Source organism: Paenibacillus sp. FSL L8-0333, from assembly GCF_037965665.1.
GTDB classification, from domain to species: domain Bacteria; phylum Bacillota; class Bacilli; order Paenibacillales; family Paenibacillaceae; genus Paenibacillus_AQ; species Paenibacillus_AQ odorifer.
This window is the reverse complement of the sequence record NZ_CP150186.1, coordinates 2,647,815-2,664,766: the sequence shown is the minus strand read 5'-3', so window position 1 is coordinate 2,664,766 and position 16,952 is coordinate 2,647,815. Positions and strand designations below refer to the sequence as shown.

The window sequence follows — 16,952 nt, the reverse complement described above, 5'->3', positions numbered from 1 at the left end:
CCCTACCCTCCCACGGCCATGTATGCACGAATCCCTTTTTTCCACACTAAACGGTTACATAATATGATAACGACCGCCCAAACGAATTGAACAATTATGCCAAAAACAAGCTGTGAATGATCCAACTTTCCAAGGGAAAACTCTATCGGAAAGCTGATCATATATTGAAAAGGCAAATAATCCGAGATATCCTGCATAAATCCCGGAAGCAACGACGAAGGCGCTACCTGTCCGGCCAGCAAAAATACCAGGGTGTCATTAATAGAAAGCAAGGACTTGATTTTATTGGTGAAAAATGCAAACAGGGAAAGTGTATAGGCCAGCATAAATCTGATTATTTGAGCCATGAGAAGAAGATAAACGGCCACCAGCAAGTCCAGACCGGATATAGCCAGTCTGAAGTTCAAAAAAATGGCAGCCACACCGGCAACAAATATAACAAAAGGCATACAGACGATTTTGACAGCCAAATCTGATGCAACCACATCGTAAAAAGGCGATATCGGCCTCAATAATACAATCGACATCTTGCCGCCATAGATTTGATCGCCGACCGTCCAGTGTGATGTAGGGTAGGTCAGCTGGTTCACAAGAATTAACAGAATATAATACCTCACAAAATCCTGCTGAGTGAACCCGGTTATGCTTCCATCTCCCGCAGCAACGGTCCAAACAAACATATAGATGATAGGTCCCATCATCCAACCAAGCGTCAATGTCCAGAAGAAACCTTTCTCAGCCATAAACCCGAACATAGTCCTACGTATCAGCGCAAAGCCTCCGCGAAAATTCAAAGGAGCCTCCCCTCTCGATACACTTCATCAATTACCGAATCGATTGGAGCATCATTGATTGTTACATTTCCAATGCAATAGCTATTAAAGATTTCTGAAACAATCTCAGGTACAGCTTCCTTCTGAATCTTAAACAATACGTAGCTTTCCGCAAGCTCCATGACCTGCAAGCTGTCAGTAAACTTCTCCTTTAGCTCTTCAATTGTGCCCGTTACGTCTTCATCCATAAAACTGACTTTGAGAATGCGGTAGGGAGCTATTTTACCGCTCAGCTGCTCCAGAGATCCGTCGTATAACAGCTTGCCTTGATTGATCAGCACAACCCGTTTACAAAGGGAAGAAATATCCTCCATATAGTGACTGGTAAGCAGGATGGTTGTCTCATGTTTTTGGTTATACTCCTTGATAAAACTGCGAAGCCGCAGCTGCATGCTAACATCCAGCCCCAAAGTAGGCTCATCCAAAAACAATACACGTGGCTGATGTAACAACGCTGCTGTTAATTCACACTTGGAGCGTTCTCCCAAAGAGAGATTCCGTGCCTGATTCTTAAGCAGATGCCCTATATCCAGTAGTTCTTTTAGCTCGTTGAGTCTTTGTTTAAAATCAGCATCAGAGACTCCGTATATTTCCTTCATCACAAAGAAAGAGTCCTCGACCGTAATATCCCAGGTTAACGTCGATTTGTTCCCCATTACCATACTGATGTTGCGCAGAAACTTATGTTGGCGTTCCCACGGTTTGAAGCCATAGACGGAAATGTTGCCTGATGTCGGATACAGGATACCGGAGAGCATCTTCAGCGTGGTTGTCTTTCCCGCGCCGTTAGGTCCGATGAACCCGACAATTTCTCCCGGCTCAACCCTGAGGTCGATACCTTTTACCGCCTCAACTTCGTTGTATTCCATTTTGATCAGACTTTTGAACGCATGCTTTAACCCATGTTCTCTTACAGGGACGCGATAGACCTTTCTCAGATTATCAATAATAATGCCCTCGTTCATTGCTGCCCCCTTAACTCTGCGACCACACTTAAGAATACAGCCAAAACATAATCGATCTGCTGATCAGTCAAATTGGGATAAATCGGCAAGCAGATATGACGCCGACAATAATCATCCGCTAGCGGATATTCCCCACTGAACTGTAGGGAAGCAGCGATCGGCTGCCTATGAAGCGGCGTTGCATATACCTCCCCTTGGAGCGAAACGCCTTTCTCCTTGAGTCTGTCCTTCAAATCGGAACTGTCAACGTCTAAAGGCACTATAACAATGTACTTATACCAACTGCATCTGTCCTGCGGCATCACAATCTCGAAATCAGGAAGATTTTTCGTAAAGAAGGAAGTATAACGGTTGGCGATCGCTTCCCGTTGTTCAATGATCGCGTCGAGCCGCTCAAACTGGGTAAGCGCTATCGTTGCTGTGATATCACTCATTCGATAATTGTTGCCAAGCGAGGTGTGGTAAGTCTCCCAAGGCTGGGGCTTGCCATGATTGCGGAACATTCTTAGCTTCTCAGCCATTGAATGATCGTTTGTGACAATGATCCCTCCTTCCCCCGAGGTAATGATTTTCGTGGCAAAAAAGGAATAACTTCCGGCAATTCCGAAAGCTCCCGCACCTTTTCCGGCCATCCTGCTGCCATGTGCATGAGCGGCATCTTCAAATAACCAGAGCCCCTGCTCATCGCACCATTGCTTGATTTCTTCAATCTCCGGTGTAACAATTCCGCCAATATGTACGATAATAACCCCTCGGGTACGACTCGTGGCCTGCTTCTTTATTTCAGCCAGTGACACCGAAAATGTACGGGGATCAATATCAACAAGGCGAACATGCCCTCCGGCAAACAGGACACTGGAAGCCGTGGCAATAAACGTATTTGCCGGAACCAGCACTTCCTGCCCCTTTACTTCGAGCACTCTCATTACCGCTTCAATCGCACTTGTACCCGAATTAACCGCAATGGCATGAGTAACTCCTACATACCGGGCAAAACGTTCCTCCAGCTCCTGTACATACCTACCCTGACTCAACGCTCCTCTCGACAGACAATCATCAATTCGCTCCATAATGATACGCCGCTCCTGCTCAGAAAATGCAATATCGAGTGCGGGTACATCCATAACACCTTGTGTCAACTGCATGACGAACCTCCTCTACCAGTCATAGACTACAGTTTTCCCTTCAAAAAAGCCTTCCGCCGCTTGCCTGATAAATTGCTCCATATGTTCCGCATGAATATGTTGGGCAATTAGGCTGGTTACTTCAAGCTCTTGCTTCCCAATTCTGCGAGAGATTTCCTGAATACGGTCATGCGTTATGGATTCCTTAAGTATTCCAGGTCTTGTCAGATCAATAAATTGTATGTGCTGGTCTGGTGGATCGTTTTTTAAAGCCGAATGCCGTTGAACCTGCGAGAGCAGGTCCGAATCAAGTGCAACAATGGCTCTCTCCTCGCAGTCCCACACACCGCTGTTTAACCCGGCCCAAATCTCATCCTTGGCCTCCTTCTTTTCAACACTGAAGCTCAAATCTTCATCCTGCTCAAGCAACCTTAATAAAAGCTTTCCTAGCAGTCCCATTCCCCACAGTTCCACCGTTTTAATGCCTTCATCTGCCAGCTCTTCACACACATTTAGTGCCACACAAAACATAGGAACAAACGCAGCTGTCACAGGGTCTAAGTCGTTGGAAATAAAGATCTGACCATCCACCCCACTGTGCAGAGGGACACATACATCCTTTGTATAATGAGGAGAAAACACAAGAGCTTGGCCTACGCGATGCTCTGCTCCAAGCCCCGCCTTAGTCACTACTCCGACACTGGAGTAAGGATAATGCCCTGGTAAATGGCATGCCCCATGAAAAAGCTGCAAGCAGGATGGGTCCTTTACCGTTCCCGTTAAAGTAAAACGGTTGGTAATGAACAATTCATTAGGACCCGGTTCCGCCTTGCGAGCAGCGGTGAAGTGTACACTAGGCTGAGGCCCCGATTCAGTGAACTTATTGTACATAGCCGAAATAACCGTCTCCTTACTGTTTATATATGGTCAGGTATCCAGGTATAACGTCCGCCCACCATAGGCGAGTGGAAATTCGGCATCCAGCCATGTGCTGTAAACTCGCCAGCCGAGTCGAAACCAACCACAAGCATCGCCTTTCCTTCATATTTGCCGTTGGTAATCCACATCTTTGTCCTTATATCCGGTGTTTGTCCTGTCAGATGCCTCATGCGGGCGACAAATACCAGATACCGCTCCAGACTCATTCCCAATTTTCCGGTTTTCTTGTATGTACGCTGTATTTCCACAGCCGTCCGATCCAGCATATCCGGTTCGGTTGTCCGCGGAACGGTGAACCAGAAATCCTCAATTTCCGGAGTTGCTGCGACCAGTTCACTCTCCAGCGCCCAATTGCGGATATTAAACAAGCAGCCTAATTGCTTGCGACTGACGCCTTGGGGAACACATAAAATGATCTCGTTTCTTCGGTCCGCTTCTTCTAATTCTTCTCTAGTAAACTGCGGCATCCGAAGTGAAAATTTTCGCTGGATGATATATTCGATTCCTAATGTTCTGTACCAATTCTCCATCTCGCTCCGGATGTATTCCGGAGAATGTGTGTCGTGGACATCGCTTTGAAACCTGAACATATCCTCCTTCTGAAGCAAGTGCTCATCGAGCATGACGCCAATCGTATGCAGCGTTTGTTGTCTTAATAGCTCCTTCTCAATCATCGCCCAACCTCCTGTACTGTGTTCAATGCCGACAATATTTCAGGTATGACTGTAAAAAGATCGCCTACGATCCCATATGTGGAGTAATCAAAGATAGGTGCATTGCGATCCGTATTTATTGCAATTATCGTCTCCGAATGATGCATCCCAACCTTATGCTGCACTGCCCCAGACACTCCGCAGGCGATGTACAGTTTGGGCTTGACCATTTTACCTGTCAGTCCGACTTGATGCATACTATCCATCCATCCACATTCTACAAGCGGTCTGGTAACCGCTACTTTCCCCCCAAGCGCATCGGCGAGCGCATAGATTAAACGAAGATTGTCTGCGTTTTGAATGCCTCTCCCGGCAGCAACAATAATTTCTGTAGTCTCGATGTTCTCCTTGCCCGCGGCTTCTTCAATTACTCCCATAAACTGCAGGACTGAGGAAGAGCAAGAATACAGGGAGCTTAAATCAACAATCTTGCCCTGCGCGACGTGTGCGGTCTCAGCAGCGGAATAAAAATTGGTTTTTACAGTTGCCATTTGCGGCCGTCTTGCCGGTATTTTTATCTCAGCGAATTGCTCGCCCATTTGCGTCGGTCTGGTAATAATAAAATCCCCGTGATCCGGTCCCATCTTCAAATCGATGCAATCGGCGCATAGCCCCGTCCGCAGGCGAACTGCGACTCTGGGGAAAATAGACCTCCCCCATGCGGTAGCCATACCTAGTACGACAGACGGTCTTTGATCCCGGAGCACCGCAGAAATCAAATTATAATGAATATCTTCGGCGTAACGCTGTATTCCCGGTTTGTTCACCATCCACACCTCATCTACTCCCCACTGAAGCAGATGCTGGGCTAGGTCTTCTATACGCTCTCCGACCACCAAAGCGTAAATGCGCTGGGCTCTCATAGCCTGCAGCTGTTTTGCTGCGGTAACCAGTTCCGGAAAATATGAAGAGAGAGCGCCCTCAGCATGTTCCACAACAAGGCAAATACCCTCATGCTCAGGGTACGGTTGTTTGGTCTCCTGTGCCCTGTCTTTCATTATAATGGCTTGGTTAGGACAGCAAGACGTGCAGACTGAGCAATAAGTACATGCCGCAACGTCGATACGCAAGCCCTCATCCTCATCCTTGATTGCAGCGGCGGGACAGCGTTTTAAACACAGGAGGCAATATGTGCATTGTTCCTGATCAATCCTAATCATCCATTTCTAACCTCGCTGATTTTGCTGATTATCGGCTCCAATACCCGTAGATATTCATCGCTTTCCAGCAAAATCCCCTTTCTTTCGGAGTGCTGTTCGTACACTGAAACTACTTCAGTAGCCGAGCCTGCCAAACCAACCGTCTGTGGGTCAAGGCCAAGGTCATGACAGGACCATACCAGAATATCCTTGGTTCTGGCATGCAATTTGGCAGCAATTGTTAGCGGTTTCAACTCAGAGACGGCTGTCATTCCACCAATACTCAATACTGCCGGAAGCCGGCAAGACTGTCTGGTTGTTACCCCTTCGTCATGCTGGCGGTGGAACAATACCTCATCGGTCGAAATATCCTCAAACTGTGTTACATTTATCGCGTGGGGGATATCTAGATACTCGCCGATTCCCGGACCTACCTGACCGGTATCACTGTCGGTTGAATGGCTGCCGGTCAGAACCAGATCACATCCACCAAGCTTCTCAACAGCACGAGCCAGTACCAGCGATGTCGCCAATGTATCCGAACCGGCAAAAGAAGCGTCGCTGAGCAGGACTGCCTCATCGATTCCATAACCCATAAACTCCTGCAGAGCCGTTTTACAACCGGGAGGGGCCATGGAAATAAGAGTTACATTAGCATTACAGCTATTCTTCAGCTCCAATGCCACATGGATGGCTTGCCGGTCCGGATAGTTTAGCTCAAAGGTTGCCTTCGGTGGCGGTGAGGCCGAGATCTTACGGCCATCAGCAATGCCACGCACATCGCCTTTGTTCACGTGTGCAATAAACTTTAAACAAACCACTATTCGCAATATATCGCTCCTCCCATCACATTCTGCTGCTTTTTTATCAGAGAAACGTATGTCAAAATGTTTCCAAAAGTACTATTCTTCGCCAGATTACCATTTCCCTTTATTATCATAATATGATTATCATCACATAATTGGAATGAACAATTATTATAGTATAATAATGTCATTTATTTCATTTTCATTTACATATAAGGGGAATATGGAGGTGTAAATTGAGTAAAATTACTTTACCCGTTTCCGATCCACTAATAAATACTTCCAACGCCTATGGGACTTTGTTTTCTATTATTTCTTCGGATAACCGCATATGGCCCTGGGTTTATTCCAACTTCATTCAGCTGAGATATGTAACGGATTGGGAAACTTACTTTTTTGACAATCATGAGCTTCTTGTTGATTATTGCCCATTTCTCAATAAGTTCATATTGCCTAGAACCATCATTTCCAAGTGGTCTTCCTTTACGGATTTTGTAGTAGACTCTATCAACGGCGATTGCTATGTATGGTGCCATCTCGACCGGTACTTTATATCTGCATTTCAGGAGTTCGGCCAAGAGCACCGTTTTCACGAGACATTAATTTACGGCTACGATCTTGATCGCCAAACAGTCTGCATTCGGGACAATATTACGGGCGGTAAATTCATGACCGCTCAATGCACCTTTTCCGAACTGGAATCCGCCTTTGACTATCTGTCCGGGGAAGAAAATTTTATTACGCGTGTAACTTTGCTTAGCAAAATCGATGCAGAATTTGACTTAAACGTCGAACAGATTGTCGACAGCTTGCAGCGATATCTATCCTCCAAGCGCTCATTCGATTTTATTAACCATACCACTACCAGCATCTATGGACAAAGTGTGTACCAACACCTCATTTATCAAATGGAGCATCCTAAAGAAGATGACCCTGAGCTTGACATTAGAGCCTATCATTTGCTGTGGGAGCATAAGAAGCTTATGGTTTTAAGACTTAAATATCTCCAACAAATAAAACTCCTGCTGCAAAGCGACCGATGGATTGAGCGTTGTACTGAGCTTGAAGAACGCTCTCTTCTGAACAGAAATATGGTGCTTCGGTATAATCTGTCCATGGACCCCAAGGTGCTAGACGCACTCAAACATTCTCTGTTGACCATACAAACAGACGAAACCAAATTATTGGGCGAAATAATAAGCGCGCTCGGCTCCAAGGGATGAATTGGAGAATTAGCAGCAGTTGGAGGGACAATTATGCAGACGTTGCAGACGTTAGAAATGGAATATTACTATAATTCTGCAGGGGAGCCTATTGCAGAGGTACAGTCACTGGGAAACTGCTATACCCGTAATATTTTTTTCATGCTAAAGAGGTATGTCAATGACTCTAGCGTATTGTACAAGATGTTTTTAGATGATTTTAATCTGAAATTAGTTACCCATACTGACAGTGACCAGTTTGAATTAAGCTTGAACGAGATCAAAGATCCCGAGGATTATATAACAGTCGCTAATAAACATACTTTTAGCAACAATGCAGAGGCAGCCATCCAGACGATAGAGACACTGTTAGCAAATAACGAAGTCGTATTTGTCAATACGTTAATGAAACGAGTCCCCTTTTATAGAACATTTGAATTAAACCCGGCTCTGGAAACAGATCATATTGTGGATGGGCATATATTTTTGATCCTAGGGCAGACGGCAACTGATTTTTATTTCTTGGACAATTATATAAATTACAACAAAGAGTATTTCAAGCCTTATCCGCATAACAAAAATATCGGTCAAGATGCCAAAACTTCGTTTATGGATGCCTACAATCGTCAGTTTTCCTGTTTCACAGTGCATCCTAATCAAGATGAGCTTGCTGAATTGCCAGCCCGAGCCTCGCTCATTTTAAGAACCGCACTATCGAATTATTATAAGCCGCCCTCTTGTACCGAAGGACGCCTGGAATATATCGGACGATCAGCCATCCAGGAACTGAACAATCTGTTTGCAAGTGGACGTTTCATCCTCAATACAAAGATTTCAAACCGCCCCCATGACCTTTACTCTTTAACCCGGACGACGCTCACCCGTCATTCAGATAGGAAAAAAGTATTGCTGTTGCTGCTGAATTCCTTAGCAAATCCTAATGCTCTCAGCGATGTCATTCATTGTGCTCGGCAAAGCATCGAACAATGGGAACTTTTAAGGAATGTTATGACCAGGCAGTATATCATGAATGAATTTACACTTACTGACCAGATGGAAGAATACATGGCCTATGTCCTTCATGCGGAAGACCTGTTTTATCATTCCATTGAAAAAAACATCGATAATTTATGCCAAATATAGGATATAAGCGTAACGCCTCATCCTAGAAAAAAAGAGACTTGTCAAATAGACAGGTCTCTTTAAAGCATTTACCGCATTGCCACTTATCACGGCTAATAACATCTTCGCTAACGACATGGAAGGAACGGAGGGTCCGGGTAAGGGCTTTTGCTCATATCCCCCTCCATCCTCCACCCCTTTAAGTCGCTATTCGGGCTTACACACTAGTCAGAATAATAGGCTCACCTTTAGTCACGATAATCGTATGTTCAAACTGCGCTACCCGACCGTTATCTACAACACTTAGCGTCCAGCCATCCGATTGCTGCTCCACATAGTCCGCTCCAGTCGAGAGGAAAGGCTCTACTGTAATTACTTGTCCTTCCTTCAGTACTGTGGTCACTCTTGGATTATAGAAGGGTAGAATTTCAAAAGGCTTCTCATGCAGTGATTTGCCAATTCCATGGCTGCACAGATTACGCACCACTCTATAACCGCGTTTGCGAGCTTCAAGTTCCATCATTCTGCCGATCTCGTTAACCTTCATCCCTGCCCGCAGATGATTGATCACACTCATCATGGTTTCCTCAGTACTCGTGCATAAACGCAGAATATCATCGTTATAGGGCGGCAGTTGAAAAGAAACGCCAGCATCCCCATAATACCCATTCAGCTCAGCAGAGACATCAATGTTGATCAAATCGCCAGCATTAATCACTCTCGGACCCGGAATACCATGAGCAACCTCTTCGTTCACACTGATGCAGGTGCTGCCCGGGAAATTATAAGTTATCTTCGGGGCTGAGGATGCTCCGAAGCTTTCCAGAATCTCAGCTCCAATAAGATCCAACTCCGCAGTCGTCATCCCAGGGGTTACTTTCTTTTTCATCTCGGCGATGGTGTGGCCCACCACTTTTCCAATAGCTTTTAACCCTTCTAAATCTTGTACCGTATCACTTGTCATCCAACACACATTCCTCTCACTTCATGAATTAATCAATTATCCAGCCTCTGAAATGCACTCCCTACCCACTGAAAAGTATCTTCCACTTGTTTGCCTGCTGCGTTATCGTAGTAACTTCTCTTGAAGCTATGCTCATCAACTTTATCCAGCTTTATGGAATACCGCTCAGGACTGCTGATAAACAACTGATTTTCAGGTTTAATAGGCAGTTCTTCTATCACGTTATTTCTTCTGAGTGTAAAAAGCTTATAGAAATAACCGTTACTCGTTCCATATTGTCCGATCGTAAAATCGGGATCACCATCTCCATTATAATCCTCAAACTGAAGCTGGAAAAAATCATTAAAGGTCTGGGCAAATTGATCATTTAACGGATAGCTACTCAGCGTTTTTCCACGCTCATCAGTCACTACTAGCCTAAATCGGCCACTCCAGTTTCTTCCCGTTAACGGACTGGGTGTAGTCCAATCTTCGCTATATGTCCCCTCTAGCAGTTGCAGATTTAAAAATCCCGCTCTGCCTGTGACCGGAGACAGTTCATTATGTGATAGGGTTACTGGACCTGTTACCTCGACAGAAGTCTCCACAGGGTCTGCCTGTTCAATGTTCTCCGTATCGATTGTTCCATAAATGAGCTTTCTTAACTGGTCAGAGTTTTTTACAGGAATCGTGTAGCCCTGACTGCTGTTCTCCGCTGTAGTAAACATCCCTTCATGTCCAAGTTGATCTCCAAGCGCTATGTAATAGTCTTCCGAATAGCCGTCCCCATAAACAAGCTTCATTTCAAATTCCGGACCCCAATCCAGATCATCAGAAAATTTTTTACTCTTGTTCATAGCCTCCGCAAGCGTCTTGATCAAAACAGAATCCTTTAGCGTTAAGCTCTCTGAGTGCAAAGGACGATCCGCTTGTTTCTGATCACTAGTTGCCACGGGTGTCAACGACACGCCTTCGATCCATCTGGCATTGATGAAGCCCAAATCACTTTTACATCCGCTTAACACTACGACCAATAACAAAGGTGCTATCCATATTAACCGCCTAATGCGAATCGCCTCCAATACATAAGCATATTCCAATTATAACAGTGTCTATAAATATATAAAAACGACTTTACTAACACGCGATTAAAAAAAGACTACAACCTGCTTATTAAAGCGTGGTTCTAGTCTTAAAATGACAATTGATTAGATTGCTCCCATCGTTTTGAGCCAAGCATCCGCAATAAGTGCATGACCTGCAGGAGTAGGATGTACTCCATCATATGCCCAGTAAGCCGGTTCTGCTTTTACGGAGGCCGCTGCAAAAAGTCCATCTAGCGGAACCAGCGGCGCCCCATATTCACGTGCCAGCTCGCGGACAATATGAATTTTAGGATCAAGATCCTGACGCCAAGTTCTACGATCTTCCGGTACAGGCAAAACAAAAGGCTCTATAAGCACTAATTTAGCATCCAAAGATTTCTGAGTGCGTTTAATCAGGTCCCGATATGAAGCTTCAAACTGCTTGGGAGTGGTTTCTTCACCAGAATCAAAACGGCGCCAAGTGTCGTTAATTCCAATATAAATGGACACCCAAGTCGGCTTCAAATCCAGGCAATCCTTATCCCAACGCCCCTGTAAATCAACAATACGGTTGCCACCAATGCCACGGTTAATAAAAGTAAGATTCTTCTCTGGATATAAATACCCCAGACGAGCGGCGACCATCATTGCATAACCCACTCCAAGCGATGAAGCGTCTTCATGATTACGTCCCCAGTCTGTTATGCTGTCACCTTGAAACAGAATGACATCGTTTTGTTGGAATATCATAAATGAAATCCTCCTCTAACTACCTCTGTTAATATAACCCAATCTATTATATCAAATACAATGAATACAGCCTACTACGAAACATCAATAATGCAAACATTTCACTAAAAAAACAATAACAAAAACCCCGCTCAGATTCGAGCAGGGTTTAGGGTTAAACTATATTAGTAAGCTAGGCTGAACAATCCTTTAATGTGGGACAAGTAACGAATATTACTTGCTTCCTTCATCAGAGTTGCAGGCAAGCCTTTTAACGGAGTAGAACTTGCACCAACGATGGCTACACCGTCTTTACGGCCTAAGCTAGCAAGCGTACCAGAGTTGATTGGGCTAAAGCTTTCAAACGATTTATTTTTTAAGAAGGCATACAGATTGTATCCGATCAATTCACCCATTTGCCAAGCGATTTGAGCAGTTGGAGGGTATGGACGTCCATCTTCTGCAAAGACCACCGCGCTGTCACCAGCAACGAATACATCTTTGTGAGAAGTGGATTGCAAGAACTCATTCACCGTTGCACGACCGCGGTTAACTTCAAGACCGGATTCGCCGATGAGTGGATTTCCTTGTACGCCACCAGTCCATACAAACGTGTTAGCAATAATTTTTTGACCGTCTTTCAAGTCAATCGCATTGCCTTCTACATTCGTAACAGGAAGACCTGTCAAGAATTGAACACCACGTTTTTCCAAGCTTGCTACAGCACGTTCGATCAATGCATCTGGCAATACTGGAAGGATTTTAGGACCTGCTTCAACGAGCATAAGCTTAATTTCTTTAGGATCAACGCCATATTTTTTAGTAAGTGTAGGCAATACATCCGCGATTTCACCAACAAGCTCAACGCCTGTTAAGCCGCCGCCACCGATCAGGATGTTTGCATCTGCTTCATTTTTCGATTTCGCATATTCACGAATACGATCCTCAATATGTTGATGAATTTTGTTAGCATCTGCAGCTGATTTCAATACCATACTGTATTGTTCAAGCCCTGGAATGCCAAAATAAGCTGTAGTGCTGCCAAGACCTACAACAAGCGCATCATAAGTAAGTGTCACACCATCAGAAAGAACAATTTGTTTGTTCTCCACAGAAAATGAATTAACCTTCGCGATTTTCAGGTCAATATCTTTACCTGCGAAAAGCTTAGTTAGAGGCATAGCAACAGCACCCTCTGCAACACTACCTGCTGCAAGACGATGCAATTCTGTGATGATTTGGTGGGTAGGATACTGATTAACTACAGTAATTTTAGCTTCATCTTTTTTGAGATACTTGCGTACGGTTAAGGCGCTTAGTAGACCACCATAACCTGCTCCTAGAATGACAATATGTTTAGACATGATGTTTCCTCCGTCCCTTACGAATAAGATATGAAAATGATTATTTCTGCTTACTGCGTTCTCCAGCAACTTGAAGGTATGCATTTACGAAACGGAAAAGCTTTTGTGCTTGTGGATCTTTCAACAACTTCATAAGACCAAAAAGACCAATAACTTCGTTACTTTCATTCGCACGATCTTTTGCTTCGATCACTGTAGCTGCCATATTCTTCGCGGAATGCACTACAGGTTCAGCAAGTTCTTTAATTGCACTTACCGTATCACTTTTCAAGACATCATCCGCTGCGACAGTTTGCACAAAGTCATAGGACTTTGTAAGCACGCCAACAAGCTCAGTTAATTTTGGCAGCTGTTCCACCAAGACTGTTAATGATTCCTGAACTTCTGGTTTCAAGAGCTGCTCTAGAACATCCATTTGTTCCTTGCTAACAGCTACTTTTGGTGATTCTTGTTCAGGTTGTGTTTGAGTGATTGATTCTGACATATCCAAATCTCCTCTGCAATAAGCTTTGCTGCTTAATAGTAATGAAAAACATAAGAACTTTTAACGCCATATTTCTATTATAGCACTTATCAAGTTATAAATGTCACAAAGTTTTTGAATTTCCATAAAATTTTGTGATTTTTATTACATTATAATAAATTATTTAAATTACCAGTGTTAATTAAAACCGTTTGAGTGAATTAATGTACAAATTCATTCAAATTCTTCTCAGTTTTCAACAAAACATCCACAATGTCCATATTCTTCTCTGTTAGAAGTAACCTGAAATAAAGAGAACGCAGGAAGTTCTTTGTATTTATTCGAGTAACGTACTGGCTGTGGCTTCTAGGCCAACTGCCACATTGCGCCAAGTTGAGAATCCAATCGGTTATAGACTGCTGTGGAAGTAATTGATGATCGATGATTGTAACTATAATAGTAGCAATCCGTTCATCTTCTTCCTCCCTGAATATGTATTGATCGTTATAAAGCATCTTTTGAACAACTGTCAGAACCTCTTCCCGCACCTCGGCATCACTCTCCGAGCATAAAACCAGCTCATCCAAGGCGTCTGCGCCATGGGCTGCTGCGTGTGCCCAGCCTTCTTTTTCCATATAACCTCTTAAATCCCGTTCTTCCTTATAATAACGAATTAAACCCTGCTTCACCTTTGTAAATTCAGAGCTATCCAATATAGCCTTTTCCCTATGCCGCTGGAGAATAAGAGCAACAACCAATACAGAAAATGTTCTTGTATACACCGTCTGATCTTCTTTGTTCCCAATGTGATAAAACAGATGCTGCTCGTCAAGGAGTATCCACAACAGTTCACGAAGCTCCGCATCATTAAACCAATGTTTCTCATTAATCCATTTGTAGAATGTGTAATAAATCAATTCATCACGCAGCACAGGCTCGGGATCTCCTAAATGCTCAAGCATCAACTTCACATAATCCTTTATGTCCTGTCCACTTCTAAGCTCGTAGTCATTCTCTTCGATTCTTTGTAAATCTATCATCAATCGTTCTCTACTATTAATCAATTTATCCACCCTTTCATTCACCGTGTTTTTACATATCCCAATATCCTAATTTATGTCCTATTTTTTGACAACAGGGTATTCAAGATTAACTTCAATAAATTTTATCATTGACGAATTTTATAGGCTGTGTTATTTTGAGTTAGTAACATTTAGTTAGTACATTTACAAATATCAGGTGTTTATATTTTACAACCGAATACATACACAACGGAGGAATACTTATGAGCGCTTTTACAGACTTGATTCAGTCCCGCAGATCCGCTATGAATTTTGTGGAAGGGGTCACCATCCCTCAGAATGAATTAGAGGAAATGTTCTCTTACGCCAGATTGGCACCATCGGCCTATAATCTACAGCATACAAATTACAAAGTGATATCTAACGAGAGCTTAAAAGAAGAAATTCGCGAAGCGGCTTACGGCCAATATAAAATCCATACTGCTTCAGCAGTTATTGTAGTGCTAGGAGATAAGCATGCTTATCAGCAGGCTCCAGAAATCTATGGCGGGCTTAAAGCTTTAGGAGCGATGTCACAAGAGGAATATGATGAGCAAATAGAGATGATTAACAATGCTTACATTGATAAGGATGCTTTTCAAAGAGATGAAGCAATACGTAATGCCTCTCTCTCGGCCATGCACTTTATGCTGATCGCCAAAGATAAAGGCTGGGATACCTGCCCGATGATCGGCTTCGATGCTGATGTTATCCAATCCACCTTGAATCTGCCGGATCATATGGTACCTGTTATGCTGATCACGATCGGCAAAGACAAAAAACATAAAATCAGACCCCGCGGCTACCGTAAGCCAGTCAACGAATTCGTTGAGTTCATCTGATTATAGATACAGCAAAACGTTCCATCCGAGGCAAGTAACGGGTGGAACGTTTTTTTAATTGGAACTCATCATGAAGATAATGAACCGTGTGCCCGATATAGAAGAGGTGCTCTACTTCGCATATTGTAAAATCGCAATCGCTGCTCGTTCCCGTCGTTCGGAGTCATCACAAATCAAAGCTTCTTTCAAAATATTAAGCGCCTTAGAGAGCGTCTCCTCATCCAATTCCAGCGGACTATTCACTTCTTGTTCATTAGCAGAAACACCTGTAATCCACAGATCCAAGCGAGCACTTGGTTTTGGACCCTTAAATTGTACAACCGGTGCACTTTGGTTAAATAACTCCCGCACGCCTGCGTTTAGTTCAGAAATCGGCAGACTTTTCAACCACGTTACACCACGCCGATGGCATGTACCCTCGTCAACATTATCATTTAACTCGTTGTAAAAATAATCTCCGAGGTCTCCGAGATGTACCCAATCTCCATCGGCCACCAGCACATAATCTCCATCTTGCATCGTATGTACAAATAGCTGAAGGGCTTGCAGATGTTGCATAAGCTCCGGCTCACTATATTGGTAAGTACCGATTAATCGATCACGAAGTTCCTCTATGCTTAGATTCTCCAGATCCCCTATTCCGGGGTAGCCGATACTCACATAATTATCCTCCAAAAATGTGCTGATCCGCTCAATCCCCAGTGGCTTAGATCCCATCCGAAACAGATTCATATGTCATTCCTCCAAATACTTAATAAAATGCTTATAGTAGCCCTTGGATTTGGGAGTAACAAACCGTCCATCATTCGCAGAATCCTTCATTAGTTTATGAAGATTCGGACCTCCAGTATAGGGATCTACTACGCTAGCCTTCAGTCTTGTCGCTTGGATTGCCTTCTGAGGACAAGAATAAACACAACGCATACATAATAAACAATTTTGACTGAAAACAATTCCTTCTACGCCGCTACTAATATTGGATGTTGGACAGTTGCTGACACATTTTAAACATAGTGTGCAAGCGTCCGTTGTACGCAATCCTTTTGCGAAGTATTTTCCCCCTTGGTGTTCCTCACAATAATATACTGTTCTCAGAACCCGCTCCAACACAGGGTGAATCGGCAGATTTCGTGGTGTTCGGTTTACGATTTCCTCTGCAAACAATTCCACCTTACGCTGTGCGGCTTGGTACAACTGCTTATTCAACCTGTCATCATATTTGATATAAAAATTACATGGCATCGCCAAAATGGAATTGTGAAAAGGGATATATCCCTTCCCACGCAAAGAACGAAGAACCGTATTCGAAGCACCGTTATTGATATAGTGTGGAGAGGATGCCGTTTTGAATACAAATGCCGGGGTTCCATTACATTCAGGCAGCTGATCTGCAAAATGTTCAACAAAACCGGAAGCGCCAAAGCCTAGAACCGGATGACCAATACCTATAAGATCATAGGCTTCATATTCTACAGAACGAGTGCCTTTAATAATATCTTCCACTCTAAACAAATCTACGTCTTGCCCTTTACTTCTTAGCCTTTCAGCAAATTGCTTAGCAATAATCTCCGTATTGCCAGTACCTGAGAAATAAAATATGGCCGTCTTTGCATTATGCATTC

18 protein-coding genes are annotated in these 16,952 nt (G+C 43.7%); 3 read left to right on the top strand and 15 right to left on the bottom strand.

Translation table 11 applies throughout. From position 1 onward, the window contains the following. Window positions 1-2: 2 nt before the first annotated feature. The 7 genes from NYE72_RS11655 to NYE72_RS11625 are packed head-to-tail and all read right to left on the bottom strand — an operon-like array spanning window position 3 to window position 6,534. Window positions 3-794 (bottom strand): ABC-2 family transporter protein, encoded by a 792-nt coding sequence (locus tag NYE72_RS11655; RefSeq protein WP_036685911.1) that lies wholly within the window; start codon window positions 792-794, stop codon window positions 3-5. Further along, a complete protein-coding gene (locus NYE72_RS11650) occupies window positions 791-1,798 on the bottom strand; it encodes an ATP-binding cassette domain-containing protein (protein ID WP_036685909.1) in 1,008 nt (335 codons plus the stop codon). The genes NYE72_RS11655 and NYE72_RS11650 overlap by 4 nt, the downstream gene beginning before the upstream one ends. Then, the gene (locus NYE72_RS11645; RefSeq protein WP_339211806.1) at window positions 1,795-2,943 is read right to left on the bottom strand and encodes a DegT/DnrJ/EryC1/StrS family aminotransferase; all 1,149 of its coding nucleotides are present in this window, start codon (window positions 2,941-2,943) and stop codon (window positions 1,795-1,797) included. The genes NYE72_RS11650 and NYE72_RS11645 overlap by 4 nt, the downstream gene beginning before the upstream one ends. Before the next feature lie 12 nt (window positions 2,944-2,955). Further along, window positions 2,956-3,813, bottom strand: coding sequence for a hypothetical protein (locus NYE72_RS11640; RefSeq protein ID WP_076105491.1), 858 nt, complete (start codon window positions 3,811-3,813; stop codon window positions 2,956-2,958). 26 nt (window positions 3,814-3,839) lie between these two features. After that, window positions 3,840-4,535 carry a hypothetical protein gene (locus NYE72_RS11635; protein ID WP_076141742.1) on the bottom strand — a complete coding sequence of 232 codons (696 nt, stop codon included), beginning with the start codon at window positions 4,533-4,535 and terminating at the stop codon, window positions 3,840-3,842. Next, on the bottom strand, window positions 4,532-5,734 hold the full coding sequence (locus tag NYE72_RS11630; protein WP_339211805.1) for an electron transfer flavoprotein subunit alpha: 1,203 nt from the start codon (window positions 5,732-5,734) through the stop codon (window positions 4,532-4,534). The genes NYE72_RS11635 and NYE72_RS11630 overlap by 4 nt, the downstream gene beginning before the upstream one ends. Continuing rightward, a complete protein-coding gene (locus NYE72_RS11625; protein WP_339212070.1) occupies window positions 5,731-6,534 on the bottom strand; it encodes an electron transfer flavoprotein subunit beta/FixA family protein in 804 nt (267 codons plus the stop codon). The genes NYE72_RS11630 and NYE72_RS11625 overlap by 4 nt, the downstream gene beginning before the upstream one ends. Window positions 6,535-6,755: 221 nt before the next feature. Between NYE72_RS11625 and NYE72_RS11620 the strand changes: the two genes are divergently transcribed. Further along, complete coding sequence (locus NYE72_RS11620; protein ID WP_076100704.1) at window positions 6,756-7,742, top strand: hypothetical protein; 987 nt, start codon at window positions 6,756-6,758, stop codon at window positions 7,740-7,742. Between the two features lie 33 nt (window positions 7,743-7,775). Further along, on the top strand, window positions 7,776-8,864 hold the full coding sequence (locus tag NYE72_RS11615) for a hypothetical protein (protein ID WP_036685899.1): 1,089 nt from the start codon (window positions 7,776-7,778) through the stop codon (window positions 8,862-8,864). Between the two features lie 196 nt (window positions 8,865-9,060). Here NYE72_RS11615 and map read toward each other — a convergent pair whose 3' ends face one another. The 6 genes from map to NYE72_RS11585 all read right to left on the bottom strand — a co-directional run bounded on the left by map (window position 9,061) and on the right by NYE72_RS11585 (window position 14,491). Further along, a complete protein-coding gene (gene map / locus NYE72_RS11610) occupies window positions 9,061-9,807 on the bottom strand; it encodes a type I methionyl aminopeptidase (RefSeq protein WP_038570087.1) in 747 nt (248 codons plus the stop codon). Window positions 9,808-9,839: 32 nt separating this feature from the next. Further along, window positions 9,840-10,826 carry a hypothetical protein gene (locus NYE72_RS11605; RefSeq protein ID WP_339211804.1) on the bottom strand — a complete coding sequence of 329 codons (987 nt, stop codon included), beginning with the start codon at window positions 10,824-10,826 and terminating at the stop codon, window positions 9,840-9,842. Window positions 10,827-10,994: 168 nt separating this feature from the next. Further along, entirely contained in the window at window positions 10,995-11,621 is a 627-nt protein-coding gene (locus NYE72_RS11600; protein ID WP_038570083.1) for an SGNH/GDSL hydrolase family protein, read from the bottom strand. A 164-nt stretch (window positions 11,622-11,785) separates the two neighbouring features. Next, window positions 11,786-12,964 (bottom strand): NAD(P)/FAD-dependent oxidoreductase, encoded by a 1,179-nt coding sequence (locus NYE72_RS11595; protein WP_036685891.1) that lies wholly within the window; start codon window positions 12,962-12,964, stop codon window positions 11,786-11,788. Between the two features lie 40 nt (window positions 12,965-13,004). After that, on the bottom strand, window positions 13,005-13,448 hold the full coding sequence (locus NYE72_RS11590) for a DUF1641 domain-containing protein (protein ID WP_036685888.1): 444 nt from the start codon (window positions 13,446-13,448) through the stop codon (window positions 13,005-13,007). Between the two features lie 200 nt (window positions 13,449-13,648). Further along, on the bottom strand, window positions 13,649-14,491 hold the full coding sequence (locus tag NYE72_RS11585; protein ID WP_339212068.1) for a DUF2785 domain-containing protein: 843 nt from the start codon (window positions 14,489-14,491) through the stop codon (window positions 13,649-13,651). A gap of 221 nt (window positions 14,492-14,712) precedes the next feature. Here NYE72_RS11585 and NYE72_RS11580 point away from each other — a divergent pair, with 221 nt between their 5' ends. Continuing rightward, the gene (locus NYE72_RS11580; protein WP_036685885.1) at window positions 14,713-15,330 is read left to right on the top strand and encodes a nitroreductase family protein; all 618 of its coding nucleotides are present in this window, start codon (window positions 14,713-14,715) and stop codon (window positions 15,328-15,330) included. A 111-nt stretch (window positions 15,331-15,441) separates the two neighbouring features. Here NYE72_RS11580 and NYE72_RS11575 read toward each other — a convergent pair whose 3' ends face one another. Next, entirely contained in the window at window positions 15,442-16,062 is a 621-nt protein-coding gene (locus NYE72_RS11575; RefSeq protein ID WP_076147170.1) for a hypothetical protein, read from the bottom strand. 3 nt (window positions 16,063-16,065) lie between these two features. Continuing rightward, window positions 16,066-16,950 (bottom strand): EFR1 family ferrodoxin, encoded by an 885-nt coding sequence (locus NYE72_RS11570; protein WP_038570079.1) that lies wholly within the window; start codon window positions 16,948-16,950, stop codon window positions 16,066-16,068. Between the last annotated feature and the right edge of the window lie 2 nt (window positions 16,951-16,952).